Here is a 24,691-nt window from a genome sequence, read left to right as displayed (position 1 = left end):
TTGAGGTTATGGGCGAACCTGCGGAACGGCAAGGCCCCGCACCCCCTTGCGCGATCGGCCGACATCCGCTGAACTGACGCACCGTCAGGTTGCCCTGGGGAAGGACGCGCGCGATGGAGACGATCTGGCTCAGCGGAGCCGAGTGGCTGGCCGTGCTGCGGATCGGGCTCGGCCTGTGGTGGCTGGAGAGCTGGCGCCACAAGGACAAGAAGACGTGGTTCACCGGAGGGGGGATCGACTGGGCGGTGGGCATCGCCGAGAAGCACCGCTGGCAGTTCGTGCGGGCGGGCTTCGATGTGACCGTGAAGCCTCGGCCCCAGGTGATGGCGTACATCGTCGCGTACGCGGAGCTGGCGCTCGGTCTCGGCCTGATCGTCGGCTTCCTCACGCCGATCGCCCTCGTCGGCGGGCTGCTGCTCAATCTGATCTACCTGGTCCTGATGATCCATGACTGGGCCGAGCAGGGGCAGAACCTGATGATGGCGCTGATCTCGGTGGTCGCGCTGTTCGCGATGGGGTGGCAGGTGTGGTCGGTGGATGCGGGGCTGGGGCTCTTCGGGGCGTGAGGCTCACCCCCCTCCACCCACGGCCTGTAACGCCCGCGAGTGCAATCCGTGTGGGCCTCTGGCCTGTTGGGGGCCGGCGTGCGACTCTGCCGGACGCTTGAAGCGCTGCGCACTTCTCTGCCCACGTCGGGCGGTTACGGAGATGGATGGACATGAGCGAACACGACGCCGACAACGACGCCGCGCGGGCCGGTCACGCCGTGCGTGCCAAGAGCGCCGCGACCCGGGCCGCGGCCACCCACCACTACATCCAGCAGGGCGGCCAGGCGGCCGAAGGGGTCGCCTGGAAGGCGGCGCACGCCGCTCGCGTTGCCGCACAGGCCGTCGCGGTGCTCTCCGAGAGCGAGCCGGACCCGGCCGCGGATTCGCGGTGCGCCCGGAACGCGGCGGCGTCGGCGGCGCAGGCGGCGCAGATGGGTAAGGCGCACGATGGTGCCGGGGGTGCCGGGGGTGCCGGGGGTGCCGGGGGTGCCGGGGGTGCCGGGGGTGCCGGGTCGGCGGGCGAGATGGGTGAGGCGGGCGAGGTGGCTGAGGTGGGTGAGCTCGCCGCGGCCGCGTGCGCTGCCGCGCTGAAGGCGTCCGTGGCCGCTGCTGCGGCGGCCGGTGCGGGGGCCAAGGGGGAGAACGAGGAGCTGAACGCGGCGGCGGACGCGGCGGAGGCCGAGGCGGTCGCGGCGGCGGAGGCGGCGGGGTGGATGCAGGCCGGTCAGGCGACTCCGGAGGTGGAGACCGGGACGCGGAGCCCAGAGTTGATGTCGATGCTGCATCTCTGATGTGCCGGGCCTCTTCGCTCTGCTGAGCCTCTTCGATCTACCGGGCCCGTTCGATCTACCGGGGAACTCTGACCTGTTGGGGCGGCTCCGGCTTGTCGGGTGCGTCTGATCTGTTCGTCTACGCCTCACAGGAGCGCCGCTCGTAAAGCCGCCTCCATCTCGAACCGGGCCTCGGGGTCGGTGAGTTGACCGCCGAAGAGGTGCTGCAGTCGGTGGAGGCGCTGGCGGGCGGTCTGGGGGTGGATGGAGAGGCGGGCGGCCAGTTCCGGGGCGGTGCCGTGGGGGCTCTGGAGGTGGGCGAGGAGGGTGCGGCTGAGGCGGTCGCGCTGTTTGGGGGTGAGCGTGTCGAGGGGCGCCAGGCGGCGCGCGGCCATCAGGCGTACGAGGGCCGGGTCGGCCAGGAGCAGGAGGTCGGTGAGGCGGTCGCCGGGGTCGGCGGGGTCGGCGGGAGTGGTGGATTCGGTGGGGCCGGTGGGGCCGGGGTGCGGGGGCTGCCGGGGGTGCGTGTGGAGGGTGCGGGCCCAGCGGAGGGAGTCGGCGGCCTGGGCGAGCGGGACGGTGGGGCCGACGGTGCCCGCGCGGTCCTGGAGGAGCCGCTGGACCCGGGGGTCGACGAGGTGCCGTTCGGGGTCGGGGACGAGGAGGTAGGGGGCGGGGCCGTCCAGGTCCGCGAGGACGGGGGCGGGGAGGCGTCGGGCCCGGCCCATCAGGCGGGTGGGGGTGCCGGGGTATGGCGGGGGCGGTGGGGGCAGTAGGGGCGGTGGAGGCGTTGGGGGGCCGCCGCTTCGGTGGGGGTCCGTGGGGGCTGGGGGTGCGGGGCCCGGATGCGCGGGATCTGGCGTCGTGGAGTGCGGGCTCGTGGGTGCCCCCGGGGGCGAGCCCTGGGATGTCCGGACCGGGGGCGTGGGGAGCGAGCCCGGGGATGTCCGGACCGGGGTCGTGGAGGGCGGAGGTGGAGGCTCTGCCGGTGTGGGGGGTGGGGGTGTTGCGTGGTGGGGGGTCAGGGCTACCGCTGCCACTTCCCGCGGGAGGGGCCAGTTTGCTTCTGCTGCCGCCTGGCGCAGGGGCTCTGGGGGTGGGGGGTCCGGGGAGACCAGGAGGGTGAGCAGGCGGTGGCGGCGCCGGCCCAGGGTGTCGGCCGCTTCCGCCTGGGCCTCCGCGTAGGCCGCGACCGACTCCGCCGCTATCTCGTCGATGTGCGTGAACGCCGCCTCGGCGAGCTGGGCCACGCCCTCCGTGCCCACCGACAGCCGGCGGGCCACCCGGACGTAGCGGCGCCAGGCCACCCGGGCGCCCAGGCGGTAGGAAGCCTGGAGGGCGTCCAGGCTGCGGCCCGCCAGGAGCTCGCCGCGGCCCAACGCCCGGTAGACGGAGAGGTGTTCGGCGTCCAGTTCGCGTACGCCGCCCTCGTCCACGCGGTCGACGAACTCGGCCAGCGCCGTTTCGACGCCCCGCTGGATGTCGGCGCCGAATTTCCCGGACAGCGGCTGGGAGAATTCCGGGATCTGCCGCCGTATTTCGTGGATGACTTCCGCGGCCACCGTACGGTTCTCTTTGCGCAGCTCAGCGCCGAGCTGTCGGGGCAGTTCCGTCCAGGAACCGCCGGGGCCGCCTTTTCCGCCCGGTCCACCCAACCCGCCCAGTCCGCCTATTCCGCTTCCTCGGCCTTTCGCGGTCATGCCGTCATCACGCTCACCACCCACCCCCTACGGGCCGTCCGCCCAGCAGAGTATGAGGTGAAGTTACCGGCGGGTCAAGGTGCAGGACAGAGATTAACTACCGCTGCTAGTAGGGCAGTTACCTGCGACTTTGCGCATCCTGCGAGGTGATGCGAGGGGGCGGGCGCTCATCTCCGTGACACCTTCGGCGCCGTCCCGCCGTAAACCGTGGCAGCCCTCTGAGTGGCCTACCACCCGTCCCGTCACAGGTGTTGCCCGCCCCGTCGCGTGCCTTCTACTTTGCCGCTCGTCAAGTCCCTTAATTCTCTTGGGATTCAAGAGAGAAGAGGCGGTACTGGAAATGAGACGCATACGACGCAAAGGAATGGGCGCCCTTGTCGCGGCCGCCCTCGGGATATCCGGGCTCGTCGCCGTCGGCGTATCGACGGCGAACGCCGAGGGCACCGAAGGCGTCGAGTACAACTTCAGCAAGGGGTTCCTCAAGGGGTTCTTCAAGGCGAAGGACGCGCCTGCCGGGGCCAACGACTGGTTGTGCAAGCCGAGTTCGGCGCACCCGAACCCCGTCGTCCTGATCCACGGCACGCTGGAGAACATGAACGACAACTGGGGTGGAGCCTCGCCGCTCCTCGCCAACAACGGGTACTGCGTCTTCGCCTTCAACTATGGCGCCGGTGACGGCAGTTCGCCTGTTCAGGGCACCGGGCACATGAAGGACAGCGCCGCCGTGCTCGGGGGCTTCGTCGACAAGGTGCGGGCCGCGACCGGCGCCGGTGAAGTCGATCTGGTCGGGCACTCGCAGGGCGGCGGGCCGATGCCCCGCACCTACCTCAAGAACGACCCGAGCGCCGCCGGGAAGGTCGGCAAGCTCGTCGGCATCACCCCCTCCAACCACGGCACCACCCTCGACGGCATCACCGAACTCGGCCGCGCCCTGCACCTGTTGCAGCCCGCCAACGATTTCCTCGACAAGACCTGGCCCGCCCTGTACGAGCAGGAGGTCGGCTCGCCCTTCAACAAGGAGCTCGACGCGGGCGGCGACACCGTGCCCGGCGTGGACTACACGGTCATCGCCACGAAGTACGACGAGGTCGTGACGCCTTACTCGAACGGGTTCCTCAAGGCCGGTCCCGGGGCGACCGTCAAGAACATCCTGCTCCAGGACGGCTGCGCGAAGGACCACACGGATCACCTGGAGGCCGCCTACGACCCGATCACCCTCACGCATGTCCTCAACGCGCTCGACCCCGCCCACCCGCGCGCGGTGAAGTGCCAGACCGTACTGCCGCTCACCGGGCCCACCGGGCCGGTCGAGTAGCCGAGTACCCGAGTAGCCGAGTACCCGAGTAGGGCGGCCTACTGGCGGACCTCGCTCGTCTCCACCGCCTCGCGGCCCTTCTTCAGGGACGCGAACAGGAACGTGAGGAGCGCGCCGCCCAGCGCCCACGCGGACAGGACCAGCAGCGGTCCGGTCATCGCGTTGCCGCTGAAGTACGCGATCGAGCGCGACGCCCAGGTGCCCGCGCCCGGTGGCAGGGCGGGGCCGATGGCGCGCCAGAACGGGGGCAGCAGCGGGTACGGGTAGGCTCCGCCCGCGCTCGGGTTGCCCGCGACCACGATGACCAGCACGGTCAGGCCGATGCCGACGATGCCCGCCATGCCCTGGAAGGCGAACGTCGTGGCGCCGGCCGCGAAGACCACGAGGGTGCCCACCCCCCACAGGCCGCACACGCTGCCCGGCAGGGCGCCCAGGATCGGGCCGATCACGACCGCGCCGAGGAGCCCGAGCGCCGCCGAGAACAGGGCCAGGGTCAGCAGCCGGATCGCGGCCCGCCGCACATTGGCGGGCCGTGCTCCGTAGCTGATGGCGAGGATCGCGGCGCACAGGTAGCCGCCCACGCACCAGCCGACGACCAGGTAGAAGGAGGACAGGCCGCGCGAGTCGCCCTTGCCGATGGGGGCGACGTCCACCGTCTTCACCGTGCGCGGGGGCTGCTGCGCCTTCTCCACCAGGGCCACGACCTCTTCGAGGGCGTCGGCCACGGCCGCGCCGCCGCCGCTCGCGACGCGCAGCTCGTCGGTGGTGCCGCGCGGGTCGAAGAGCAGGGCGCCGTAGATCTTCCGGTCCTTGATCTGCTGGTCCGCCTCGGCCGGGCTCGCCACCGCGCGCGGGTCGAGCGGATGGCCCGGCAACTTGTCGAGCTCGCCGACGAGTTGGGCCTTCACCTGCTCGGGGGCGACGACACCGAACGCGATGTCCTTCGGCTTGGGATGGTGGAACGCGCCCGCGTACGAGGTGATGAACAGCACGCCCAGGGCGAGGACACCGAGGACGAGCAGGGCGGAGCGGGCCGACACCGCGTCCTTGATCTCGCCGAGGAACGAGGTGGGCCGGGGGTCCGACTGCTGCTCATCGCTCATGGGATCAGGATCGGCGGGCCCGCCGGGGGGCGCTGGCTGGGATCGGCCAAACGGAGGTCCCACGGGGGCACGGGGGGCCATGGCGGCCATTGGGGCCAGGGGGGTACGGCGGCCACCGGGGCCAGGGGGGTACGGCGGCCACCGGGGGCCAGGGGGGCACGGCGGCCACCGAGGTCACGGCGACCGCGGTGGCCGCAGCGGCCAGCGGGCCAGGGGGCCAGGAAGGCCCGCAGCGGTCACCCGGCGGCCGGTCACACGGCTTGGGGCCGGGCGGGCGGCAGGGCGTCCAGGAAGCGCCTCGTCACCGCCGCGAACTCCGCCGTGTGCGAGAGGTAGAAGTCGTGGCCCGCGCCCTCGATGGCGGCGAACTGCGTGCCGGGGCGGCGGGCGGCCATCTCGGCGGTGTCCTCGGGCGACACGTACCGGCTGGTGGCGCCCCGTACGAAGAGGAACGGCTGGGCGCTGCCCGCCCAGTCGGCCCACCAGTCCCCCGTGACGCCCCGCATCACCTCGGCCATGTCGTCCCGGCGCCACAGGAAGCCCCAGCCCCGCTCGTCCTCGACCGCGCTCTCGGTGAAGTGGTCGAGGAAGCCCACGGAGTTGGCGGCCTCGATCTGCGCGCGCAGCTCCGCGAAGGTGGGGAAGCGGTCCGGCACACCGGTCAGCCAGTCGGCGCTCACGACCCCGGGGGCGAGCGCCACGGGAGAGTCAGCGATCACCACGGCCTCGACCAACTCTGGGCGGCGGGCGGCCAGTTGATAGGCGTTGATGCCGCCGAGCGAGTGGCCGATCAGGATGGCCGGGGCCAGGCCGAAGTGCTCGATCGCCGCGGCAGTGTCGGCGAGGTACGCCTCGCGGGAGTAGTCGCCGGGGCGGTCGGAGTGGCCGTGGCCGCGCTGGTCCAGGGCGATCACGCGGTAGCCGGGGCCTAGGTGCCGGGCCAGGGCGTGGAAGGAGCGGCCCCTGCCGTACGCGCCGTGCAGCGCGAGGACCGGGCGGCCCGCGCCGCCGAAGTCCGTGTAGGCGAGGCGGACGCCGTCCGGGGTACGGAACTCGCCCGTGGTCACACCTGCGTACGTAGCCGTCATTGCGGTCATGGCACAGCCCCCTTGTTGTGAGCCCGCGGGCGGTGAACCCGAAGGCGACGTACGATGACTCTAACAGAGATACCTCGATAAGAGGTATCGATATCGTGGGGCACCTTCGACGGACAACGGTTCAGACAACGGATCAGATGGGGAGGTCCCGTGCTCACGCTGAGCATCCTCGGTTTCCTGTACGAGGAGCCGCTGCACGCCTACGACCTGCGCTCCCGCCTCTCGGGCCTGAACGGGCACGTGCGGCCCGTCAGCGACGGCGCGCTCTACCCCGCCATCAGCCGGCTCCAGGCCAAGGGGCTCCTGACCAAGCAGACCGAGCCCGGCGTCGGGGCCACCCCGCGGCAGATGCTGCACCTCACCGAGAGCGGCCGCGCCGAGCTGCTGCGCCGCCTCCGTGAGCCGAGCGACGTCGAGATCACCGACCGGCACTCGTTCTTCGTGCTGCTCAGCTTCCTGCGCTTCCTGCCCGAACCGGTGGACCAGGCAAGGGTGTTGAGGCGCCGCCTGGACTTCATGAAGGAGCCCGCCAGCTTCTTCTACGACAAGGGGAAGCCGCTCAGCGCGGAGGAGATGCCCGACCGGTTCCGCTCCGGGATCCTGCTGCTGGCGCGCGCCACCAGCAAGGCCGACCTGGAGTGGCTGGAAACGACCGTCGCCGAGCTGGAGGCCGAGGCGGAATCGAAGGCCAAGGGTTAGGCACGCAGTAGTCGTACGCCCTTCGGCTGGCCCCTCGCTCCGTAGCGCAGCCCAACTTCGCGGAGGAATCCCCACCGGCCCGGTGCGGGAGGGCTCCCACAGGGGACCGTTGGCTGCATCTGAACCACTCCCCGGGGGGAGCACCAAGGGGAGCGCCATGGGGGGCGAACGAACCATGAACGAAACAAGCGCTGCCGGGTCCTACGAGGAGCGCCTGGCCCGAGGCGAGGAAGTCGACTTACGGCCCGTGCACGGGCAGCGCGTGGACGCGCGCGACGGCGCCGGGTGGGACATGGCCCGCAAGGTCGAGGCCGATGTACTGGCCCGGCTGCTCACCGTCCCGGTCGGCGCCGAGAACGGCACGCACCGGGCGCTGTGGCTCGCGGGCGCGCACATCAAAGGGACCCTCGATCTCGCCGCGGCCCATCTGACCCGGCCGCTGCACCTGGAGGACTGCTACTTCGCCGACGAGACGCCGCTGCTGCTCGACAACGCGCGCGCCATCACCGTCGAACTGCCCGGCTGCCACGTCCGCGGGCTGCAGGCCAGCGCCATGCACACACAGGGCGACCTCTGGCTCAACCACGGCTTCACCGCCACCGGGGAGGTCCGGCTGCGCGGCGCCCACATCCACGGCACCCTCGACTGCGACGGCTTGCGGCTCAGCCACGAGGGCGCCATGGCCCTCGACGCCAGCCGCCTCGTCGTCGACGGCAGCCTGTGGATCGGCTCCGCGGAGCTGACCGGCGAGGTGAAGCTGATCAACGCGTACGTCGGCGGGCAGGCCAACTTCTCCGGCTCCACCTTCGACAACCGCCTGGCCCCGCGCCCCGACGACCGGATCGCCGTCAACTGCTTCGGTCTCCTTGTGAAGGGCACGATGCTGTGCCGCGCCAAGGACGACCGGCCGTTCTGCACCTTCGGGGAATTCCGGCTGCGCGGCGCCCACATCGGCGGCGAACTGGACCTCGCGGGCGGCAGCGTCACCAACGAAGGGCGCCGGGCCCTCGACGCGTACAACATGGTGGTCGCCTCCAACATGCTGTGCAGCAAGGGGTTCACGGCGACCGGCGAGATGCGGCTGCGCGGCGCCCAGATCGGCGGTGAACTCGACTGCTCCGGCAGCACGTTCAAGAACGCGGGCCGGGACCTGAAGGCCATCGACGGCGAACGGCTCGTCGTCAAGGGCACGATGTACTGCTGCCAGCAGTTCACCGCCGAGGGCGAGGTCGACCTCGTGGGGGCGCGGATCGGTGAACTGCACTTCGAGAAGGCGTCGTTCGTGAACGGCGCCGCCTGCGACTCCGCGCTCAACCTCATGGACGCCACCGTCGCCCGGCGTGTGCTGTTCCAGCCCCGGGCGCTGACCGGCACCGTCGACCTGCGCAGCGCCAAAGCCGGTTCCTGGTACGACTCCTCGGCCACCTGGTTCGAGACCGAGGGGCCGCACGCGGGGCAGTGGCGCGGCTGCGTCCGCATCATGCTGAACGGCTTCACATACACCGCGATCGAGGCCAAGCGCATGGACGTGGGGGCCCGGCTGCGCTGGATCGGGCAGGACGCGGAGGGGTATGTCCCGCAGCCCTACAAGCAGTTGGCCGGGTTCTACCAGCGTGAGGGGCAGGAGCAGGAAGCCCGCCGGATAAAGATCGCCGCGCAGTGGCGGCGGCGCGACCAGCCCCGGTCGGGGGCCAACCGCACCCCGAAGGCGCTGCGCACCGCGTGGGCCTGGCTGTTGTGGGTGACCGTCGGCTTCGGCTACCGGCCGTGGCGGATCCTCCTGCCCATCGGGCTGTTCTACTCGTCCGGGCTGTGGCTCTTCCACCACATCGGCCGCCCCGGCTTCCGGACCACGCCCAAGTCGCTGGACCCGGACATTCACTTCAACTCCGCCGTCTACACCGCCGACTTGCTCATCCCCGGCGCCAACCTCGGAGTCCGCTCCCGCTTTGTCGCCGTGGGCGCCACGGAGATCTGGGCGACCGCGTACACGCTGGCCGGGTGGGCGCTCGCGGCGATGCTGATCGCGGGGCTCACCGGGGTCTTCAAGCGGCTTTGACCCACTCGTACCGTTCCGCTGCGTGGTCCGTGGTGTCACCATGCGGAGTCAGGCGTACGCGGGGCGCGGGGGCGGGAGGCTGATCGATGACGGAACAGGTGGCGGAGGTGTTCCTGCGGCGTCTCTCGCGCTGGCAGGCCGAGCAGCAGCGGGAGGCGGTTGCGGGGCTCCATCTTGAGGCGTACGGGGACCGGGAGGGGTTCCTGGAACGCTTTGAACACCAGGTCCAGCAGCCGGAGTTCGACATGGTCGCCGCCGACGCCGCGGGACTCGTCGGCTGCCTCTATGGGCATCGGGCGGAGCCGGACGGTGCGTGGTGGCGGGCGTTCAGCGGGCTCGTGCCCTCGCGGACCGTGGGCCAGCATCCCGTTCCCGAGCGGGTGTTCGTGCTGCGTGAGCTGATGGTCGCGCCCACGCACCGGCGCCAGGGCATCGCTTCGCGGCTGCGTGCGTTGCTGCTCGTACGGCACGCGGGCGAGCTGGTGGTCGCCGAGCTGGCGAGCGGGAGCGGGGACGAGTTGGGGCGGGCTGTGCTGCGGGCTTGGGGGTGGGTGCCGCTCGGTGGCTTCGAGGACGGTGAAGGGCTGCGGGAAGGGTGGATGCGGCCGCTGGGTGAGAGCTGAGCGCGCGGGACGTGGGGCGGGCCCCTTTCAGCCTCGGGGGGTGCCCTTCAGCCCGTCCGGCGTTTGAGGACGAGGCCGTTCAGGCCGAAGGGGGGTCTGGGGGCGCAGCCCTCAGGAGGGGGCCTCAGGGGTGACGGAGTCGCCCCTCAGCGGTTGCCCTGGCGGCGGGCCTGGGCCTTCTGCTGCATGCCGCGTGTTTTCGCCGAGATCGAGTCGACGGGGCGCTTCGCCTGCTTGGCGCGGGCCTCTGCGGCGGCGTTCCGGGAGCGCTGGGACTCTTCGCGCGGGTCGTGGGAGCGGGAATGGGAGTGCTTCGCCATGTCCGGTCTCCTCCATGCGTAGGAGCGGGGTGTCCCACCACTCTCCCCCGGGGCCCGGACATCGGCATCCGGAGCGCCGGGGAAGGCCCTTGCCCTAGAGGGCCGGCTTGCTTGCCTTCAGCGAGTACATGAGCGGGATGCGAGGGCGGTCGGCGGGGAACTCGTAGGCGCCGTCGCGGCGTTCGAGCGCACCGAAGCGCTGGAAGAGGGTGGTGTGGCGCTCGTGCAGGAACTCGATCCGCAGGCCCGCGGCCGCGAGCGCGGAGACCACCGCGCCGATGGGATGCTGCCACTCGACGCTGCGGTTGTGGACCGTGGGCGTCTCCGCGTCCGCGTAGCCGCCGGGCGTCTCGTCGACCCAGGCGTCCTGGGCGAAGTAGTCGTACACGATCCGTGAGCCGGTCTCGTCGTCCAGGACGTCGGTGAGCGGGTGGAACTCCGCGAGGTAGAGGAAGCCGCCGGGTGCGACGAGTGCGGCGGCCGTCTCGGCCCAGCGCCGGATGTCGGGGAGCCAGCACAGGGCGCCCACTCCGGTGTAGACGATGTCGTACGAGGAGTCGGGCACCGCGTCCTGTGCGTCGTACACGTCGGCGGCGACGAAGGTGGCCCGGTCGGGGCCGAGCCCGATCTCGGCGGCGAGGTCGCGGGCGGCTTCGACGGCGGGCTCGGAGAAGTCGAGGCCGACGACGTGGGAGGCGCCGCGGCGGGCCCAGGAGAGCGTGTCGAGCCCGAGGTGGCACTGCAGGTGCAGCAGCGAGCGGCCGGTGACGTCGCCCACCTCCGCCCGCTCGAAGTCCCGCAGCGAGTCCTCGCCCGCGACGAACCCTTCGATGTCGTAGAAGTCGCCGGTGAGATGGATCGGGACCCGCTCGTCCCAGCGTCTTCGGTTGGCTTCGCGCCAGTCGGCGGGGGTCGGGGAGTACATGGTCGAAAGTTATCCACAGGGTGTGGGGGCTCGCCAGCGGATTGTCGTTCGCGCCAGGCACTATGGGGCCATGAGTGAGACGGGTGTGGAAGGTACGGCTGGGGACGCAGGGTCCGAGATGCCTGTGTGGGAGCAGCGGTTTCGGGCGCCGCGCGTGTCCTTGCCCGAGTGGGCCGAGGATGCCCCGCAGCGTTCGCTGTTCGTGTCGAACGCGACAGGGACGTACGAGCTGTACTCCTGGGACCGGGCCACCGGCGAGCAGCGACAGGTGACGGAGCGGGCGAACGGGACGACGGACGGGACGCTGTCTCCGGACGGCCAGTGGGTGTGGTGGTTCAACGACAAGGACGGGGACGAATTCGGGGTCTGGATGCGCCAGCCCTTCGGGTCGGGAGCGGGTGACGGTGCCGCCGAGGTCGCGCTGCCGGGGCTCGAGCCGTCCTACCCGGCGGGCCTCGCGCTGAGCCGGGACGGTTCGTTCGCCGTCGTGGGTCGGTCCACCGACGAGGACGGTTCGACCATTCACCTCGTACGGGCCGACGAAGGGCCCGTCGAGATCTACCGCCACCGGGAGTCGGCGGGCGTCGGGGATCTGTCGCACGACGGTTCTCTCATTGCGATCGAGCACACCGAGCACGGTGACGCCATGCACTCCGCGCTGTGGGTGGTCCGGCCGGACGGGTCGTCCGTGGCCGCGCTCGACGACACCAAGGGCGGCACCGTCGAGCTGGGCCTGGAGGTGCTCGGCTTCGCGCCCGTCGACGGGGACACCCGGCTCCTCGTCGGGCACCAGCGCCGCGGCCGGTGGGAGCCGATGGTGTGGGACGTCGCGTCGGGCGAGGAGCGCGAGCTCGATCTCGGGCTGCCCGGCGACGTCTCCGCCGAGTGGTGTCCGGACGGCTCCGCACTGCTCGTCGCGCACAGCTTCGAGGCGCGCAGTGAGCTGTGGCGGTATGAGCTGGGAGGGGGCGAGCTCGTTCCGGTGCCGACGCCGGCCGGGTCCGTCTCCGGGGCCACGGCCCGGCCCGACGGGACCGTGGAGTTCCTGTGGTCCTCGGCGGCCGAGCCGCCGGTCGTGCGGTCCACGGCCGGTGGGGTGGTCCTCGACCCGCCCGGCATGAAGGCGCCCGCCTCCGTCCCGGTCACCGACGCGTGGGTGGAGGGGCCCGGCGGCCGTATTCACGCCCTCGTCCAGAAGCCCGCGGGCGCCGAAGGGCCGCTGCCCACCATCTTCGAGGTGCACGGCGGGCCGACCTGGCACGACAGCGACGCCTTCGCGGCGGGCCCGGCGGCCTGGGTCGACCACGGCTTCGCGGTCGTCCGGGTCAACTACCGCGGCTCGACCGGATACGGGCGTGAGTGGACCGATGCCCTGAAGCACCGCGTGGGGCTCATCGAGCTGGAGGACATCGCCGCCGTGCGCGAGTGGGCCGTGGACTCCGGGCTCGCCGACCCCGAGCGGCTCGTCCTGTCCGGCGGCTCCTGGGGCGGCTACCTCACGCTGCTCGGCCTCGGCACCCAGCCGGACGCCTGGGCGGTGGGTCTCGCGGCGGTCCCGGTGGCGGACTACGTCACGGCGTACGCGGACGAGATGGAGGCCCTCAAGGCCCTCGACCGGACCCTCTTCGGCGGCTCCCCCGAGGAGGTCCCGGACCGCTTCGAGGCGTCGTCGCCGCTCACGTACGTGGACGCGGTGAAGGCCCCGGTCTACATCTCGGCGGGCGTCAACGACCCGCGCTGCCCGATCCGCCAGATCGACAACTACGTGGACCGGCTCGCCGCCCGCGGCGCCCCGCACGAGGTCTACCGCTACGACGCGGGCCACGGCTCGCTCGTCGTGGACGAGCGGATCAAGCAGCTGGGCCTGGAGCTGGACTTCGCGCGCCGCCACGTCCGGTGAGCTCGTGAGCTCGTGAGTTCGGTGAGCCCGGTGAGTCCGTGAGCTCGTGAGTCCGTGAGCTCGTGACCCCGTGATGCCGTGCGTCCCGGCGGGTACCCCGAGGCGGGGTGCCCGCCGGGGCCCCGTACCGTGGGGGTGTGTACCGGTTCCTGCTGACTCCCCGCTGGTGGGGGATCAACGTCTTCCTCGTGCTGGCCGTCCCCTTCTGCGTCTTCATGGGGTCCTGGCAGCTCGGCCGCTTCGAGGACCGCGTCCAGGCGCACGAGTCCGCCGAGAAGCAGGCCGAGGAGCAGCGCGCCGACGCGGGCGGGAAGGACAAGGCCCGGCCCCTCGAGTCGCTGCTGCCGGTCGACAAGAACACCTCCGGCGAGCAGGCCACCGCCACGGGCCGCTACGGCAAGCAACTCCTCGTACCGGACCGGCAGTTGGACGAGAAGAAGGGCTACTACGTCCTGACGCTGCTGCGCACCGGCTCCGGCAAGTCGCTGCCCGTCGTGCGCGGCTGGCTCCCGGGCGACGCGTCCCCCGCGAAGGCCCCGGCCCCGCCCGCCGGCGAGGTCACCGTGACCGGCGCCCTGCAGGCCCCCGAGAGCCCCGGCTCGAACGGAGTGAGTGCGGCGGGCGGGCTGCCCGCGGGCCAGGTCGGCGCGATCAGCAACGCCTCGCTGGTGAACCTCGTCAAGGACGACCTGTACCCGGCCTGGGTCACCCTGGGGAAGGGCGGCTCGGGGATGAAGGCGGTGCCCGCCACCGCCCCGGACAACACCGGGCTCGACCTGAAGGCGTTCCAGAACCTGGGCTACACCGGCGAGTGGTTCGTCTTCGCCGCCTTTGTGGTGTTCATGTGGTTCCGGCTGTTCCGCCGCGAGCGGGAGTTCGCGCGGGACGCCGCGCTGGGGCTCGTACCGGACGAGGCTCCCGACGCCGGGACAGCGGCCGAAACCTCCCGGGCCTGAGCGCCTGACGGCGGGGCCGGGTCACTGACCCGGCAACACGCCCGTCTTGTACACCGTCCCCGCACACGCGTTGGGCACCGTAGCGCCCACCGCCGGGGAGCCCGCCTCCGCCGTCAGGTTCACCGCCACGCTGCCGTCGGCCGGCGTGCCGCCGTCCTCGCGGACCAGCTGGGTCTGGACGCCGTCCGGCGAGGACGAGCCGCCGTCCGTGCTGCCGCCGCCCTCCGAGGGGGTCGGGTCGGGCGAGGGGTCGCCGCCCTCCGAGGGGCACTCCTTGGCGGGCACCCAGGCGAACTTGACCTCGTAGGCCGCGCCGGGCTTGAGGACCAGGGACGTCGTCTCCTGGGCCGGGTCCGGCAGCCCGGCGGCCGCGTCGCCCGCCGTGTGGTCGACGACGGTGACCTTCGTGGGGTCGGCCGCGCCCTGGGCGGTGGCGGTGACGGTGCCCGCCGCCTCCACCGTGCAGGTGTTGCCCGAGGTGTTGGAGATGCGGAAGGTGCCGTAGACCGTGCCGTTCGCGTCGGCGGTGCCGACGTCGGGGGCGGCGCTGCCCAGTTGGGTCGCCTCGCAGGCGGGCGAGGTGGCGGCTTCGGAGTTCTGCGGGTCGGGGCCGCCGGTCGCGCCGCCGGTGGCGCCGCCGCCGTCCTTCCCCTTGCCGTCCTTGCCCTTTTCCTTCTTGTTCTTCTTGTCCTTGGAGGTGGTGGAGCCGGAATGACCACCGGTGTTCTTCTCCCCGGTGCCCGCCTCCCCCTTCCCCTGGTTCGACCCGTCGTGGGTCCGCTCGCTGTTGCCCGCCCCGGCGATCGAGGGGTGGTCGTCGCCGCCGCGGGAGTTGGTGACGTGCACCAGGGCGGGGACCGCCGTACCGATGAAGAGCGCCGCGGCCGCGACGCCGACGACCGCCTGGCGCTTACGGGCCCGGCGTGCGGGCACGGCGCGCTGGAGCCGCTCGAGCGCGTGGTCGTCCGGCTCGATCTCCCGCACGGACTGGCGCAGCATCCTGCGCAGCGCGAGCTCGTCGGTGCCGAACCCGTCGTCGGTGCCGAATCCGTCGGTGCCGAACCCCTCGGCGGGCTCCCCGGTGTCGGCGGGGCCGTGGCCGTCGTTCACGTTCTCGTTCCCAAAAGCCTTGTGTGCATCGCGCCCATGAGCCTGGTGCGCATCGTGGTGCCGCCGGTCGCCGCTCATGCCGGGGCCTCCATCGCCACCCGCAGCGCCGCGATGCCGCGCGAGCCGTACGCCTTCACCGAGCCGAGCGATATCCCGAGCGTCTCGGCGACCTGGGCCTCGGTCATGTCCGCGAAGTAGCGGAGCACCAGGACCTCGCGCTGGCGGCGCTGGAGGCCGCGCATCGCCTTGATGAGCTCGTCCCGCTCCAGCTGGTCGTAGGCCCCCTCCTCCGCGCTCGCCATGTCCGGCATCGGCTTCGACAGGAGCTTGAGGCCGAGGATGCGGCGGCGCAGCGCGGACCGCGAGAGGTTCACGACGGTCTGGCGCAGATACGCGAGGGTCTTCTCCGGGTCACGGACGCGCTTGCGCGCCGAGTGGACCCGGATGAACGCCTCCTGCACCACGTCCTCGCAGGACGCCGTGTCGTCCAGGAGCAGGGCCGCGAGGCCGAGCAGCGAACGGTAGTGGGCGCGATAGGTCTCGGTGAGATGGTCGACTGTGGTCCCCGCACTCACGCGCAAGTCATCGCCCTCGCGCTGATTGGGGATGCGGGCCGGCCGCGCAGCGGGCATGGGCGCGATCACCGGCATGCCACCGGGCGCGCGTCGGCGCGGCGGGCGCAGAGCCGCGCCTCTCGCCTGAACCACTGTGAAGTCGAGTACCTCTGCCACGCCTGTTGGACACGCTTCCCCCCGTAAGGGTTGTACGCGCCCGGTATCGCGTTTTCAGCATGCGCAGGCATCGCTTGTGACGATGCATCAAATGCCCCCATGCGTACCAGCTCTTCCCCTATGCCCCATTTTCCGCAGCACTCGGCCACCCCTGAGGGCGACCGCAAAGACGCGGCCCGCCTCGTCGCCGGTTGCAGTGGGCGGGTTGCGAATCTTCGAACGCGGAGACGCTCCAGTTCAAGTGGTCCGGACCATCGAACTGCTCACAGAACTTACACAGATCCCACAAAGGACTCCGCTTCGGGGCTCCGCTCCCCCATCCGGAGACCGCGCTACTGCCCCGCGAACTCCGCCGCCACCAACTCCGCGATCTGCGCCGTGTTCAGGGCGGCGCCCTTGCGCAGGTTGTCGCCGCAGACGAAGAGTTCGAGCGCGGTCGGGTCGTCCAGGGCGCGGCGCACCCGGCCGACCCAGGTCGGATCGGTGCCCACCGCGTCGGCGGGCGTGGGGAATTCACCGGCGGCGGGGTTGTCGAAGAGCACGACGCCCGGCGCGGTGGCGAGGATCTCGCGGACGTGGTCCACCGTCACCTCGTTCTCGAAGCGCGCGTGGACGGCCAGCGAGTGGGTGGTCACCACCGGGACCCGTACACAGGTGACGGCCACTTTCAGGCCGGGCAGGCCGAGAATCTTCCGGGACTCGTCCCGGACCTTCATCTCCTCGGACGACCAGCCGTCCTCGCGCAGCGTCCCGGACCAGGGCACGACGTTGAGCGCCACCGGCTCCGGGAACGGCCCCGTGTCGTCGCCCACGGCCCGGCGCACATCGCCGGGCCGCGTGCCGAGCTCGCTCTCCCGGTTCGCGGCGACGAGATCCAGCTGCCGCCGCAGCGTCTCCACGCCCTCGCGGCCCGCGCCGCTCACCGCCTGGTACGAGGAGACGATCAGCTCGCGCAGGCCGAACTCGGCGTGCAGGGCGCCGATGGCCACGATCATGGAGAGGGTCGTGCAGTTGGGGTTCGCGACGATGCCGCGCGGGCGCACCCGGGCGGCATGCGGATTGACCTCCGGGACGACCAGCGGAACGTCCGGGTCCATCCGGAAGGCGGCGGAGTTGTCGACCACGACGACGCCCTTGGCCGCGGCGATCGGCGCCCACTGCGCGGACACCTCGTCGGGCACGTCGAACATGGCGATGTCAACGCCGTCGAATGCCTCTTCGGACAGCGCGACGACCTCGACCTCCTCGCCGCGCACGGCCAGCTTGCGCCCGGCCGAACGCGGCGAGGCCACGAGTCGGATCTCGCCCCAGATGTCGGCGTGCTGCGACAGGATCTGGAGCATGACCGTGCCGACCGCCCCGGTCGCCCCGACGACCGCGAGCGTCGGCTTACGGCTCATCGCCCGGTGCCCCCATACACCACGGCCTCGTCCGTGTCGGAGTCGAGACCGAAGGCGGAGTGCACCGCGCGCACGGCTTCCTTGACGTCGTCGGCGCGCGTGACCACGGAGATGCGGATCTCCGACGTCGAGATCAGCTCGATGTTCACGCCCGCGTCACTGAGCGCCTCGAAGAAGCCCGCGGTGACGCCGGGGTTGGTCTTCATGCCCGCGCCGACCAGGGAGATCTTCGCGATCTGGTCGTCGTAGCGCAGCGAGTCGAAGCCGACGCGCGCCCGGGTCTTCTCCAGGGCGTCGATCGCCTTGCGGCCCTCGGACTTGGGCAGCGTGAACGAGATGTCGGTGAGACCGGTCGAGGCCGCCGACACGTTCTGCACGACCATGTCGATGTTGATCTCGGCGTCGGCGATGGTGCGGAAGATCGCCGCGGCCTCGCCCGGCTTGTCGGGCACGCCGACGACCGTGACCTTGGCCTCGGAGGTGTCGTGCGCGACACCGGAGATGATGGCCTGCTCCACCTTGCGGTCCCCTTGCGGTTCGTTGCTGACCCACGTGCCCTGAAGTCCGCTGAAGGACGACCGGACGTGAATCGGGATGTTGTAGCGGCGGGCGTACTCCACGCAGCGGTGGAGCAGCACCTTGGACCCGGAGCTGGCGAGCTCCAGCATGTCCTCGAACGAGATCCAGTCGATCTTGCGGGCCTTCTTCACCACCCGCGGGTCGGCGGTGAACACACCGTCGACGTCCGTGTAGATCTCGCAGACCTCGGCGTCCAGCGCGGCGGCGAGGGCGACGGCGGTCGTGTCCGAGCCGCCACGCCCCAGCGTGGTGATGTTCTTGCCCTCCTGGCTGACGCCCTGGAACCCGGCGACGATGGCGATGTTGCCCTCGTCGATCGAGGTCCGGATGCGGCCCGGGGTGACATCGATGATGCGCGCTTTGTTGTGGACCGAGTCCGTGATGACGCCGGCCTGACTGCCGGTGAACGACTGGGCCTCGTGGCCCAGGTTTTTGATCGCCATGGCCAGCAGGGCCATGGAGATCCGCTCTCCCGCGGTCAGCAGCATGTCGAATTCGCGCCCGGCAGGAATCGGGGAAACCTGCTCGGCAAGATCGATCAACTCATCCGTCGTGTCACCCATGGCCGACACCACGACAACCACTTGGTTGCCGTTCTTCTTGGCGTCGACGATGCGCTTGGCGACCCGCTTGATGCCTTCGGCATCGGCTACGGAGGAGCCTCCGTACTTCTGCACGACAAGGCCCACGTGCGCTCCTCGCTCAGTCCGTCTGTCACCGCACGTACGCGTGTACTGCGGTCGGCTCAGTCTAACGAGCGGCCGAAATTCGCCCGGCGAGTATCGCATCGTGAGATGTCCCGCTCACAAAGTGATCACCGCGGCATACGGGCCCGCTGCTCGGGCCGTACGTTCCGGCCGCTCCGGACAGACCCCTTCCCCCTTCGGAGGGCGGCACTCCGGAAAGTGGGGTGGCTCACAGAGGCTCGTCGTCCGGCTCGTCGTTCAGGAGCGAGCGGAGGCCGTCGAAGCCGCCCAGGAACATGCCGAGCATGCGTTCGGCCCGCTCAGCGGTGAGGGAGTGGCGTTCGAGCAGGTCCTCGGCCAGGTCGGGACGGCTCAGCCCCTCGTACAGGAGGGAGAGGAAGACGGTCACGGCGCCGGTGAAGACGTCCTCCGCGCCCATCTCCTGTACGCAGTCGGCCAGGAGGGGCTCGCCCACCTCTACCGCGCACTCCAGTTCCCCGGTCTGCGCGTACAGGCTCATGATCCGCATCCTGGCCCAGAGCACCTCGGGGTGCCGCTCCCCCAGTGCCACGGAGCTCTCCTGGAGCCCTCGCAGCTCGCTGTCGAGGAGTTCGCGCGTGCGCTCCGCCGATGCGGCCATGGCTCGCCCCATGGTCGTGCCCATGGCCTTCAGGCTGTCGCGGGTCGCCTCCGCGTGCGGATCGGCGTCGGCCAGGGCGACGAAGCTGTCCAACTCCGCACCGGCCGCGAAGAGTTCGCAGACCCGCGAGAGGTTGTCATGCAGCAGGGCGGCCTCCCGCGTGGCGGAGTGCTCGGCCCCCAGCCCGGCGCGCAGCCCCGGCACGGCCGCCTCCATACAGCCGAGGGCCTCCGCCACCTGCCCCATCCCCATGTGCAGGGCCCCCAGGGTGACCCGCCCCTTGTGGACCGACAGGTCCTCGGCGCCCAGCACCCGGATCCGCTCGGCGAGGTTCTCCTCCCCGAGCGGCAGGCCCTGCTGCGGCCGCCCCGACGCCAGGCAGGCCACGGCCAGTTGGCTCCGGGCGTCGAGCGTGGCCACGTGGTCCCTGCCCAGCGTGCGCAGCGCGTCGGCGAGATTGCCCTCGGCCAGCGAGTACGCGGCCTCCGGCTCTCCGGAAGCGCGCAGGCACCAGGCCAGCAGGTTGCGGGCGGCGAGGGTGTCGGGGTGTTCGCTTCCCCCGTGCCGTACGAAGCCCCGCTCCGCCCGCTCCAGGAGGGGCCGGGCCCGCCGCCCGGCGCCCTGGGCCCGCAGCCGTTCGCCGATCTGCGCCAGCAGCCCACTGACGGCGGGGGCGTCCTCCTCCTCGGTCGCGTACCGGACCAGCGCCTCCGCATGCGGCAACAGGCCGAGCACAGCGGGCCAGCCGGACTGGTCGTCCACGTCTGCCGGGAGCAGCCCGGAGAGTGCCGCCACGACATCGTCCCGCGCCACCGCCACGAACTCCGCTGTCCGGTACGGGTCTTCGGGGTCCACCGTCCGCGCCACCGCCTGCACGAGGCGGTGCACGGAGAGCCGGTCGCCGTCGACGGTGACCATGTTGTGCGCGCGCAGCCGGCCGACGGCCCGGTGGACCTCCGGCGGCCTGCCGAGCGGGTCGAGCAGCGCACGCGGGATCCCGTCCGGCGCGCACCACGCCAGCATCCGCAGGATCCGCCCCGGCAGCGGCCCCGACTCCGCGAGCAGGTCCAGGGTCAGCCGCCACACCCGCGCGACCGTCCGCTCCGCGTCGCCGCCCTCCGGCGCCGCCGCGTACAGGTCCGCCGGGAAGTCGGCGAGCAGCCCGAGGTAGGCGCGCGGGCCGATGCCGGTCTCGGCGCAGTACGCGGCGGCCTGCTCCACCGCGAGCGGCAGACAGCCGAGTTCGGCGCAGAGCTCCGGGGTGCCGTCCGGGTCGCCCGCCGGGTGAATGCGGCGGAACAGCTCAACAGCTTCCGGGAGTTCGAGCACCCCGAGGCCGATCGGGTCCGCGACGCCGTGCCAGCCCGTGGCCCGGCGGCTGGTGATCAGGAAGCGGCCCTGCGGCACCCGGGCGAGCAGCGGCTTGACGTGCGCCGGGTTCGTGACGTTGTCGAGGACGACCACCCAGCCCTCGTGCGCGGCCAGCCACTGCTCGGCCCGCTCCTGCAGGATCTCCTGCGGTACGACACCACCGCCGAGCATCGGCTGCAGCGCGCCCCCGAGCCCCGCGAGCCCGGCCGCCACGCCCTCGGCCGAGTCGGCGCTGATCCACCACACGGGGTTGCGGTGCCCGGCCCGGGTCGCCGCCCAGTGCGCGGCGAGCGTGGACTTGCCGATGCCGCCGAGCCCGTGCAGGGCCTGCACGACGACTCCTCCGGAGCCCGCCAACGCGGCGTCCAGGGCGTCGAGTTCGCCTTCCCGCCCCACGAAGAGGGCCGGGCGCGCGGGAAGGTTGCGCAGGCCCGGCGGGCAGTCGATGTCGGCGGCGGACACGAGTGCCTCCGGCGGCAGGACGGTGGCGTTCGCGATGGCCTGATGGACCGCGAGGGCTCCGTCTCCGGTGGCCACGGCACCGACGTCCCCGCCCCCGGCCACGGAGCGGTCCCCCGCGGCACTCGCCCCGGGGCCGCTCACGCGTCCCCCGTCGCCGCGCTGCCGATGTCGCCGCCCGCGGCTATGGAGCGGTCGCCGGTGGCTTGGGTGGTGCCGGGGGCAGGGGGTGCGGGAGGCGTGGGGGCGGCGGGCGTGGGGGTGTTGGGTGCTGGGGTATTGGGTGCCGGGGTGCCGTCGCCCGTGGAGGCCGAGCCGACGGAGCCGCCCGCCGCGACGGAGCGGTTGCCGGAGGCGGTCACGGTGGGCGGTGGGGTGCCCGGAGCGGGACCAGGAGCCGGAGCTGGAGCGGGAGCTGGAGCGGGAGTTGGCGCCGGAGCCGGAGCTGGCGCTGGCGCTGGTGGTGAGGCCGCCGCGCCGTCGCCCGTGGCCACTGACCCGATCGATCCGCCCGCCGCCACCGACCGCTCGCCAGAAGCGGTCACCGTCGGCGGTGGGGTGCCGTCCGGCTCAGGCGCCGTCCCGGTCCGGCGGGACCAGAGCGCCACCGCGAAGCCGAGCAGGGCCAGGACGCCGCCGCCGACGCTCGCCAGCTGGTCCGCGCTGCCGAGGTCCACGAACGCGACGGTGACCAGACCGGCGGAGCCGAGCGCGCACGCCGCAATTCCCGTCCACGTCAACGTACTTGCTGCCATGGGGACATCATCGCCCCAGGGGGCGCGGACGAGGGCCGCTCTGCGTGAATCCGCGTCCCGCCCGCGCTACCGGACCACCCGGGCCACCCGCGCCACCCGCGCTACTTGACCGTGCGCAGGCCCAGCGGTCCCGCGATCTCCTCCGCCATCACCTGACCCGCCGCCTCCGCGAGCGCGTCCTCCGCCAGGTCCTCGTCCGTGTCGAGGCCGTTGAGGTCCTCGAGGGGCTGGTTGAGGCGGACGTGGGCGACCAGGGACTGGAGGGCGCGCAGGGCGGCCGAGGCCGTGGAGCCCCAGTTCGAGAAGTAGGAGAACTGCCACCACCACAGGGCCTCCGTGACGCGGCCCGCGCGGTAGTGGGCGAGGCCGTGCGCGAGGTCCGCGACCACGTCCGCGAAGTCGTCCGAGATGCGGTGGGCGACCGGGGCCTTGCGGGGCTCGTACGGGTCGAAGACCTCGGAGTAGACGTCGATCGGGTCCAGGAGCAGCGCGAGCCGCTCGCGGAGGTCGTCGACGTCCTGCTCGGGGCCCAGGTCCGGCTCGTAGCGCTCGTCCGGGACGATGTCCTCGTGGGCGCCCAACCGGCCGCCCGCGAGCAGGAGTTGGGAGACCTCCAGGAGCAGGAAGGGGACGGCCGAGTCGGGCTCGTCGCCCTTGGCCACTTCCTTGACCGAGACGATGAAGCTCTCTACCTGGTCGGCGATCTGGACCGCGAAGTCGTTCGGGTCCTGCGTCGTCGCGTGCAGCGTGGCGTCAGACATCTAGGAGTCGTCTCCCCTCGAAGGCGCGGCCGAGAGTCACCTCGTCCGCGTATTCCAGATCTCCCCCGACAGGGAGCCCGCTGGCCAGGCGGGTGACCTTCAGGCCCATGGGCTTGATCATGCGCGCGAGGTACGTCGCCGTGGCCTCGCCCTCCAGGTTCGGGTCGGTGGCCAGGATCAGCTCCGTGACCGTCCCGTCCGCGAGCCTGGCAAGGAGTTCCCGTATCCGCAGGTCGTCCGGGCCCACGCCCTCGATGGGGCTGATCGCGCCGCCCAGGACGTGATAACGGCCGCGGAACTCGCGGGTGCGCTCGATCGCGACGACGTCCTTGGGCTCCTCGACCACACAGATGACGGCCGGGTCGCGGCGCGCGTCGCGGCAGATGTTGCAGAGCTCTTCCTGCGCGACGTTGCCGCAGGTCGCACAGAAGCGGACCTTGTCCTTCACCTCCAGGAGCGCGTGCGCGAGACGGCGCACGTCGGTCGGCTCCGCCTGGAGGATGTGGAAGGCGATCCGCTGCGCGCTCTTGGGACCGACGCCCGGCAGCCTGCCGAGTTCGTCGATGAGGTCCTGGACCACGCCTTCGTACACGCGGAACGCCTTTCCTGGGGGATTGAAGGGCCTGTCGACCCCGTACGTACGGTAGTTGGGTTCGCGGTCGCTTAGAAGGGCAGGCCCGGGAAGCCGCCACCGCCGCCGAGGCCCTGGGCGAGCGGGCCGAGCTTCTCCTGCTGGAGCGCCTGCGCGTTCTCGTTCGCCGCCTGGACCGCCGCGACGACCAGGTCCGCGAGCGTCTCGACCGTTTCTTCAGGAGAAGCAGCCTCGGGGTCGACCGCCTTCGGGTCGATGACGAGGCCGCGCAGCTCGCCGGAGCCGGTCACCGTCGCCTTGACCAGGCCGCCGCCGGCCTGGCCCTCGACCTCGGTGCGCGCCAGCTCCTCCTGCGCGGTCGCGAGGTCCTGCTGCATCTTCTGGGCCTGCTGCAGCAGCTGCTGCATGTTGGGCTGGCCACCACCGGGGATCACGAATCAGCTCCTGGTCGGTACGGGACTTACTGGACGGGGTTTCCGCCTGGGACGAGCCTACGTCGTCGGGGGTGCCCTCGCCCCAGCACTCTTTCGAGCGAATCACCGGGCTTCCTATACCTGATTAAGCAGCTCTTCCAGGCGGAAAAGCCGCGAAAGCGGGCTCATGGCCACCCATTGGGAGGTAGGACTGGACCTGCGCATCGGCACCATCCGTTACGTTGCGTCACTTGTCGTTACGTGCGCACCACCACATAGGGAGAGGGAGTGCCGGGTGAGCCAGCCGGAGATGCATGGGACGCCGGGTGCGGGTGGTTCGGACCTGTCCGGGCGGACCTTTCCCCTCGGCGACTGGGGCGAGCCCGCCGCCCGGCTCGACGAGCTCTACCGGTGGGTGGAGCGCGGCGCCCTGAACACGGCGGAGTGGTATCTCTCCGACCGCGCGTGGAAGCGGCGCGGGGCGCGGCTGCTGCGGGGCGGGGCGGCGCTGGGCGCGGTGGGCGCGGGGGTGCTGCCGCTGCTGGATCTCGCGGGGGTGGGGGCGGCGGCGGGGGCGGGGGTCGCCGCGTGGGGCTTTGTGTCGCTGCTCGCCGGGGTGGCGTGTGTGGGCTGCGATCGCTTCTTCGGGCTGACGTCCGGGTGGATGCGGGACGTCGCCACGGCGCAGGCGGTGCAACGGCGGCTGCAGGCGCTGCAGTTCGACTGGGCGTCGGAGAGCGTGCGGGAGGTGCTCGGGCCGACGGACGGGACGGCGAGTGAGGCGGCGGAGCGGTGTCTCGGGGTGCTGCGGAAGTTCTCCGAGGACGTGACGGAGTTGGTGCGGGCGGAGACGGCGGACTGGATGGTGGAGTTCCGGTCGGGGCCCGCGCCGATGGCCATGCAGGCGATGGTTCCCTCTCGGGGAGAGGTGCCGGCTCAGGGGGCGCGGGGGGCGGGGTTGCCGCCGGGGGCGCGGCCCAACATGCCGCGGCAGCGCCCGCCTGAGGCTCGCTGAGCCGTTGCCCTGCGGGGCTCCTTTCCCCAGTCCCGCCCCTTCCCGAAACTGCCGACTCCGTCGGCCCTGGGGCACCCATATCGCCGCTGACGCGGCTCGTCCTCAAGCGCCGGACGGGCTAGAGATAGCCCGTCCGGCGATTGAGGACGAGGCCGTCCAGGCCG

Annotated in this window: 23 protein-coding genes; 9 read left to right on the top strand and 14 right to left on the bottom strand. The window is 71.9% G+C overall.

Translation table 11 applies throughout. From position 1 onward, the window contains the following. Window positions 1–113: 113 nt before the first annotated feature. Together ACFWYM_RS13355 and ACFWYM_RS13350 are read left to right on the top strand one after the other, a co-directional pair. Window positions 114–566 carry a DoxX family membrane protein gene (locus ACFWYM_RS13355; RefSeq protein WP_384834764.1) on the top strand — a complete coding sequence of 151 codons (453 nt, stop codon included), beginning with the start codon at window positions 114–116 and terminating at the stop codon, window positions 564–566. A gap of 152 nt (window positions 567–718) precedes the next feature. Further along, a complete protein-coding gene (locus ACFWYM_RS13350; RefSeq protein ID WP_384834758.1) occupies window positions 719–1,339 on the top strand; it encodes a hypothetical protein in 621 nt (206 codons plus the stop codon). Window positions 1,340–1,464: 125 nt separating this feature from the next. Here the strand turns inward: ACFWYM_RS13350 and ACFWYM_RS13345 are convergent, their stop codons facing one another. After that, window positions 1,465–2,880, bottom strand: coding sequence for a helix-turn-helix domain-containing protein (locus ACFWYM_RS13345; RefSeq protein WP_384834755.1), 1,416 nt, complete (start codon window positions 2,878–2,880; stop codon window positions 1,465–1,467). Between the two features lie 478 nt (window positions 2,881–3,358). On the opposite strand from ACFWYM_RS13345, the gene ACFWYM_RS13340 reads away from it, so the two are divergent. Next, window positions 3,359–4,333: an esterase/lipase family protein gene (locus ACFWYM_RS13340; RefSeq protein WP_384834752.1), complete on the top strand. Its 975-nt coding sequence runs from the start codon at window positions 3,359–3,361 to the stop codon at window positions 4,331–4,333. A gap of 38 nt (window positions 4,334–4,371) precedes the next feature. Here ACFWYM_RS13340 and ACFWYM_RS13335 read toward each other — a convergent pair whose 3' ends face one another. Both ACFWYM_RS13335 and ACFWYM_RS13330 read right to left on the bottom strand, forming a co-directional pair. Next, window positions 4,372–5,436: a DUF3533 domain-containing protein gene (locus ACFWYM_RS13335; protein ID WP_384834749.1), complete on the bottom strand. Its 1,065-nt coding sequence runs from the start codon at window positions 5,434–5,436 to the stop codon at window positions 4,372–4,374. A 251-nt stretch (window positions 5,437–5,687) separates the two neighbouring features. Beyond that, window positions 5,688–6,533: an alpha/beta fold hydrolase gene (locus tag ACFWYM_RS13330; protein WP_384834746.1), complete on the bottom strand. Its 846-nt coding sequence runs from the start codon at window positions 6,531–6,533 to the stop codon at window positions 5,688–5,690. 150 nt (window positions 6,534–6,683) lie between these two features. Here ACFWYM_RS13330 and ACFWYM_RS13325 point away from each other — a divergent pair, with 150 nt between their 5' ends. From ACFWYM_RS13325 to ACFWYM_RS13315, 3 genes are all read left to right on the top strand, one after another. Then, the gene (locus tag ACFWYM_RS13325; RefSeq protein WP_384834743.1) at window positions 6,684–7,232 is read left to right on the top strand and encodes a PadR family transcriptional regulator; all 549 of its coding nucleotides are present in this window, start codon (window positions 6,684–6,686) and stop codon (window positions 7,230–7,232) included. Between the two features lie 175 nt (window positions 7,233–7,407). Next, window positions 7,408–9,291 carry a hypothetical protein gene (locus ACFWYM_RS13320; protein WP_384834740.1) on the top strand — a complete coding sequence of 628 codons (1,884 nt, stop codon included), beginning with the start codon at window positions 7,408–7,410 and terminating at the stop codon, window positions 9,289–9,291. 86 nt (window positions 9,292–9,377) lie between these two features. Next, complete coding sequence (locus tag ACFWYM_RS13315) at window positions 9,378–9,914, top strand: GNAT family N-acetyltransferase (RefSeq protein ID WP_384834737.1); 537 nt, start codon at window positions 9,378–9,380, stop codon at window positions 9,912–9,914. A gap of 146 nt (window positions 9,915–10,060) precedes the next feature. On the opposite strand, the gene ACFWYM_RS13310 is transcribed toward ACFWYM_RS13315, so the two are convergent. Next, entirely contained in the window at window positions 10,061–10,234 is a 174-nt protein-coding gene (locus ACFWYM_RS13310) for a hypothetical protein (RefSeq protein ID WP_384834734.1), read from the bottom strand. Window positions 10,235–10,328: 94 nt separating this feature from the next. After that, the gene (locus ACFWYM_RS13305) at window positions 10,329–11,159 is read right to left on the bottom strand and encodes a class I SAM-dependent methyltransferase (RefSeq protein WP_384834731.1); all 831 of its coding nucleotides are present in this window, start codon (window positions 11,157–11,159) and stop codon (window positions 10,329–10,331) included. 70 nt (window positions 11,160–11,229) lie between these two features. On the opposite strand from ACFWYM_RS13305, the gene ACFWYM_RS13300 reads away from it, so the two are divergent. Together ACFWYM_RS13300 and ACFWYM_RS13295 are read left to right on the top strand one after the other, a co-directional pair. After that, on the top strand, window positions 11,230–13,059 hold the full coding sequence (locus ACFWYM_RS13300; protein WP_384834728.1) for a S9 family peptidase: 1,830 nt from the start codon (window positions 11,230–11,232) through the stop codon (window positions 13,057–13,059). A gap of 137 nt (window positions 13,060–13,196) precedes the next feature. Continuing rightward, a complete protein-coding gene (locus ACFWYM_RS13295) occupies window positions 13,197–14,015 on the top strand; it encodes an SURF1 family protein (RefSeq protein WP_384834725.1) in 819 nt (272 codons plus the stop codon). A gap of 21 nt (window positions 14,016–14,036) precedes the next feature. Here ACFWYM_RS13295 and ACFWYM_RS13290 read toward each other — a convergent pair whose 3' ends face one another. The 9 genes from ACFWYM_RS13290 to ACFWYM_RS13250 form a co-directional block, all read right to left on the bottom strand. After that, window positions 14,037–15,125, bottom strand: a complete 1,089-nt coding sequence (locus ACFWYM_RS13290; RefSeq protein WP_384834723.1) for a hypothetical protein — start codon at window positions 15,123–15,125, stop codon at window positions 14,037–14,039. A 74-nt stretch (window positions 15,126–15,199) separates the two neighbouring features. After that, on the bottom strand, window positions 15,200–15,856 hold the full coding sequence (locus ACFWYM_RS13285; RefSeq protein ID WP_384834720.1) for a SigE family RNA polymerase sigma factor: 657 nt from the start codon (window positions 15,854–15,856) through the stop codon (window positions 15,200–15,202). Between the two features lie 332 nt (window positions 15,857–16,188). Continuing rightward, a complete protein-coding gene (locus tag ACFWYM_RS13280) occupies window positions 16,189–17,256 on the bottom strand; it encodes an aspartate-semialdehyde dehydrogenase (protein WP_384834717.1) in 1,068 nt (355 codons plus the stop codon). Further along, window positions 17,253–18,524 carry an aspartate kinase gene (locus tag ACFWYM_RS13275; RefSeq protein WP_384834714.1) on the bottom strand — a complete coding sequence of 424 codons (1,272 nt, stop codon included), beginning with the start codon at window positions 18,522–18,524 and terminating at the stop codon, window positions 17,253–17,255. The genes ACFWYM_RS13280 and ACFWYM_RS13275 overlap by 4 nt, the downstream gene beginning before the upstream one ends. 226 nt (window positions 18,525–18,750) lie before the next feature. After that, the gene (locus ACFWYM_RS13270; RefSeq protein WP_384834712.1) at window positions 18,751–21,135 is read right to left on the bottom strand and encodes a tetratricopeptide repeat protein; all 2,385 of its coding nucleotides are present in this window, start codon (window positions 21,133–21,135) and stop codon (window positions 18,751–18,753) included. Then, window positions 21,132–21,746 carry a hypothetical protein gene (locus ACFWYM_RS13265; RefSeq protein ID WP_384834709.1) on the bottom strand — a complete coding sequence of 205 codons (615 nt, stop codon included), beginning with the start codon at window positions 21,744–21,746 and terminating at the stop codon, window positions 21,132–21,134. Before ACFWYM_RS13265 ends, ACFWYM_RS13270 begins: the two co-directional genes overlap by 4 nt. 101 nt (window positions 21,747–21,847) lie before the next feature. Continuing rightward, the gene (locus ACFWYM_RS13260; RefSeq protein ID WP_384834706.1) at window positions 21,848–22,507 is read right to left on the bottom strand and encodes a DUF5063 domain-containing protein; all 660 of its coding nucleotides are present in this window, start codon (window positions 22,505–22,507) and stop codon (window positions 21,848–21,850) included. Continuing rightward, entirely contained in the window at window positions 22,500–23,099 is a 600-nt protein-coding gene (gene recR / locus ACFWYM_RS13255; RefSeq protein ID WP_384834703.1) for a recombination mediator RecR, read from the bottom strand. The genes ACFWYM_RS13260 and recR overlap by 8 nt, the downstream gene beginning before the upstream one ends. Window positions 23,100–23,170: 71 nt before the next feature. Next, window positions 23,171–23,533, bottom strand: a complete 363-nt coding sequence (locus ACFWYM_RS13250; protein WP_384834700.1) for a YbaB/EbfC family nucleoid-associated protein — start codon at window positions 23,531–23,533, stop codon at window positions 23,171–23,173. Window positions 23,534–23,822: 289 nt separating this feature from the next. Between ACFWYM_RS13250 and ACFWYM_RS13245 the strand changes: the two genes are divergently transcribed. Next, window positions 23,823–24,527: an SLATT domain-containing protein gene (locus tag ACFWYM_RS13245; RefSeq protein ID WP_384835217.1), complete on the top strand. Its 705-nt coding sequence runs from the start codon at window positions 23,823–23,825 to the stop codon at window positions 24,525–24,527. Window positions 24,528–24,691 lie beyond the last annotated feature (164 nt).

It is taken from the genome of Streptomyces sp. NPDC059009, from assembly GCF_042740175.1.
Lineage (GTDB): Bacteria > Actinomycetota > Actinomycetes > Streptomycetales > Streptomycetaceae > Streptomyces.
The sequence above is the reverse complement of the archived record's forward strand: the minus strand, read 5'-3'. Positions and strand labels throughout refer to the sequence as shown.

What these genes read in the sequence shown, in the direction of transcription:
- ACFWYM_RS13340 (WP_384834752.1), top strand. Translation starts at nt 3,359, where the DNA reads ATGAGACGCATACGACGCAAAGGAATGGGCGCCCTTGTCGCGGCCGCC.
- ACFWYM_RS13320 (WP_384834740.1), top strand. Translation starts at nt 7,408, where the DNA reads ATGAACGAAACAAGCGCTGCCGGGTCCTACGAGGAGCGCCTGGCCCGA.
- ACFWYM_RS13310 (WP_384834734.1), bottom strand. Translation starts at nt 10,234, where the DNA reads ATGGCGAAGCACTCCCATTCCCGCTCCCACGACCCGCGCGAAGAGTCC.
- ACFWYM_RS13260 (WP_384834706.1), bottom strand. Translation starts at nt 22,507, where the DNA reads ATGTCTGACGCCACGCTGCACGCGACGACGCAGGACCCGAACGACTTC.
- ACFWYM_RS13245 (WP_384835217.1), top strand. Translation starts at nt 23,823, where the DNA reads ATGCATGGGACGCCGGGTGCGGGTGGTTCGGACCTGTCCGGGCGGACC.
- ACFWYM_RS13335 (WP_384834749.1), bottom strand. Translation starts at nt 5,436, where the DNA reads ATGAGCGATGAGCAGCAGTCGGACCCCCGGCCCACCTCGTTCCTCGGC.
- ACFWYM_RS13305 (WP_384834731.1), bottom strand. Translation starts at nt 11,159, where the DNA reads ATGTACTCCCCGACCCCCGCCGACTGGCGCGAAGCCAACCGAAGACGC.
- ACFWYM_RS13300 (WP_384834728.1), top strand. Translation starts at nt 11,230, where the DNA reads ATGAGTGAGACGGGTGTGGAAGGTACGGCTGGGGACGCAGGGTCCGAG.
- ACFWYM_RS13355 (WP_384834764.1), top strand. Translation starts at nt 114, where the DNA reads ATGGAGACGATCTGGCTCAGCGGAGCCGAGTGGCTGGCCGTGCTGCGG.
- ACFWYM_RS13350 (WP_384834758.1), top strand. Translation starts at nt 719, where the DNA reads ATGAGCGAACACGACGCCGACAACGACGCCGCGCGGGCCGGTCACGCC.
- ACFWYM_RS13315 (WP_384834737.1), top strand. Translation starts at nt 9,378, where the DNA reads ATGACGGAACAGGTGGCGGAGGTGTTCCTGCGGCGTCTCTCGCGCTGG.
- ACFWYM_RS13280 (WP_384834717.1), bottom strand. Translation starts at nt 17,256, where the DNA reads ATGAGCCGTAAGCCGACGCTCGCGGTCGTCGGGGCGACCGGGGCGGTC.
- ACFWYM_RS13330 (WP_384834746.1), bottom strand. Translation starts at nt 6,533, where the DNA reads ATGACCGCAATGACGGCTACGTACGCAGGTGTGACCACGGGCGAGTTC.
- ACFWYM_RS13265 (WP_384834709.1), bottom strand. Translation starts at nt 21,746, where the DNA reads ATGGCAGCAAGTACGTTGACGTGGACGGGAATTGCGGCGTGCGCGCTC.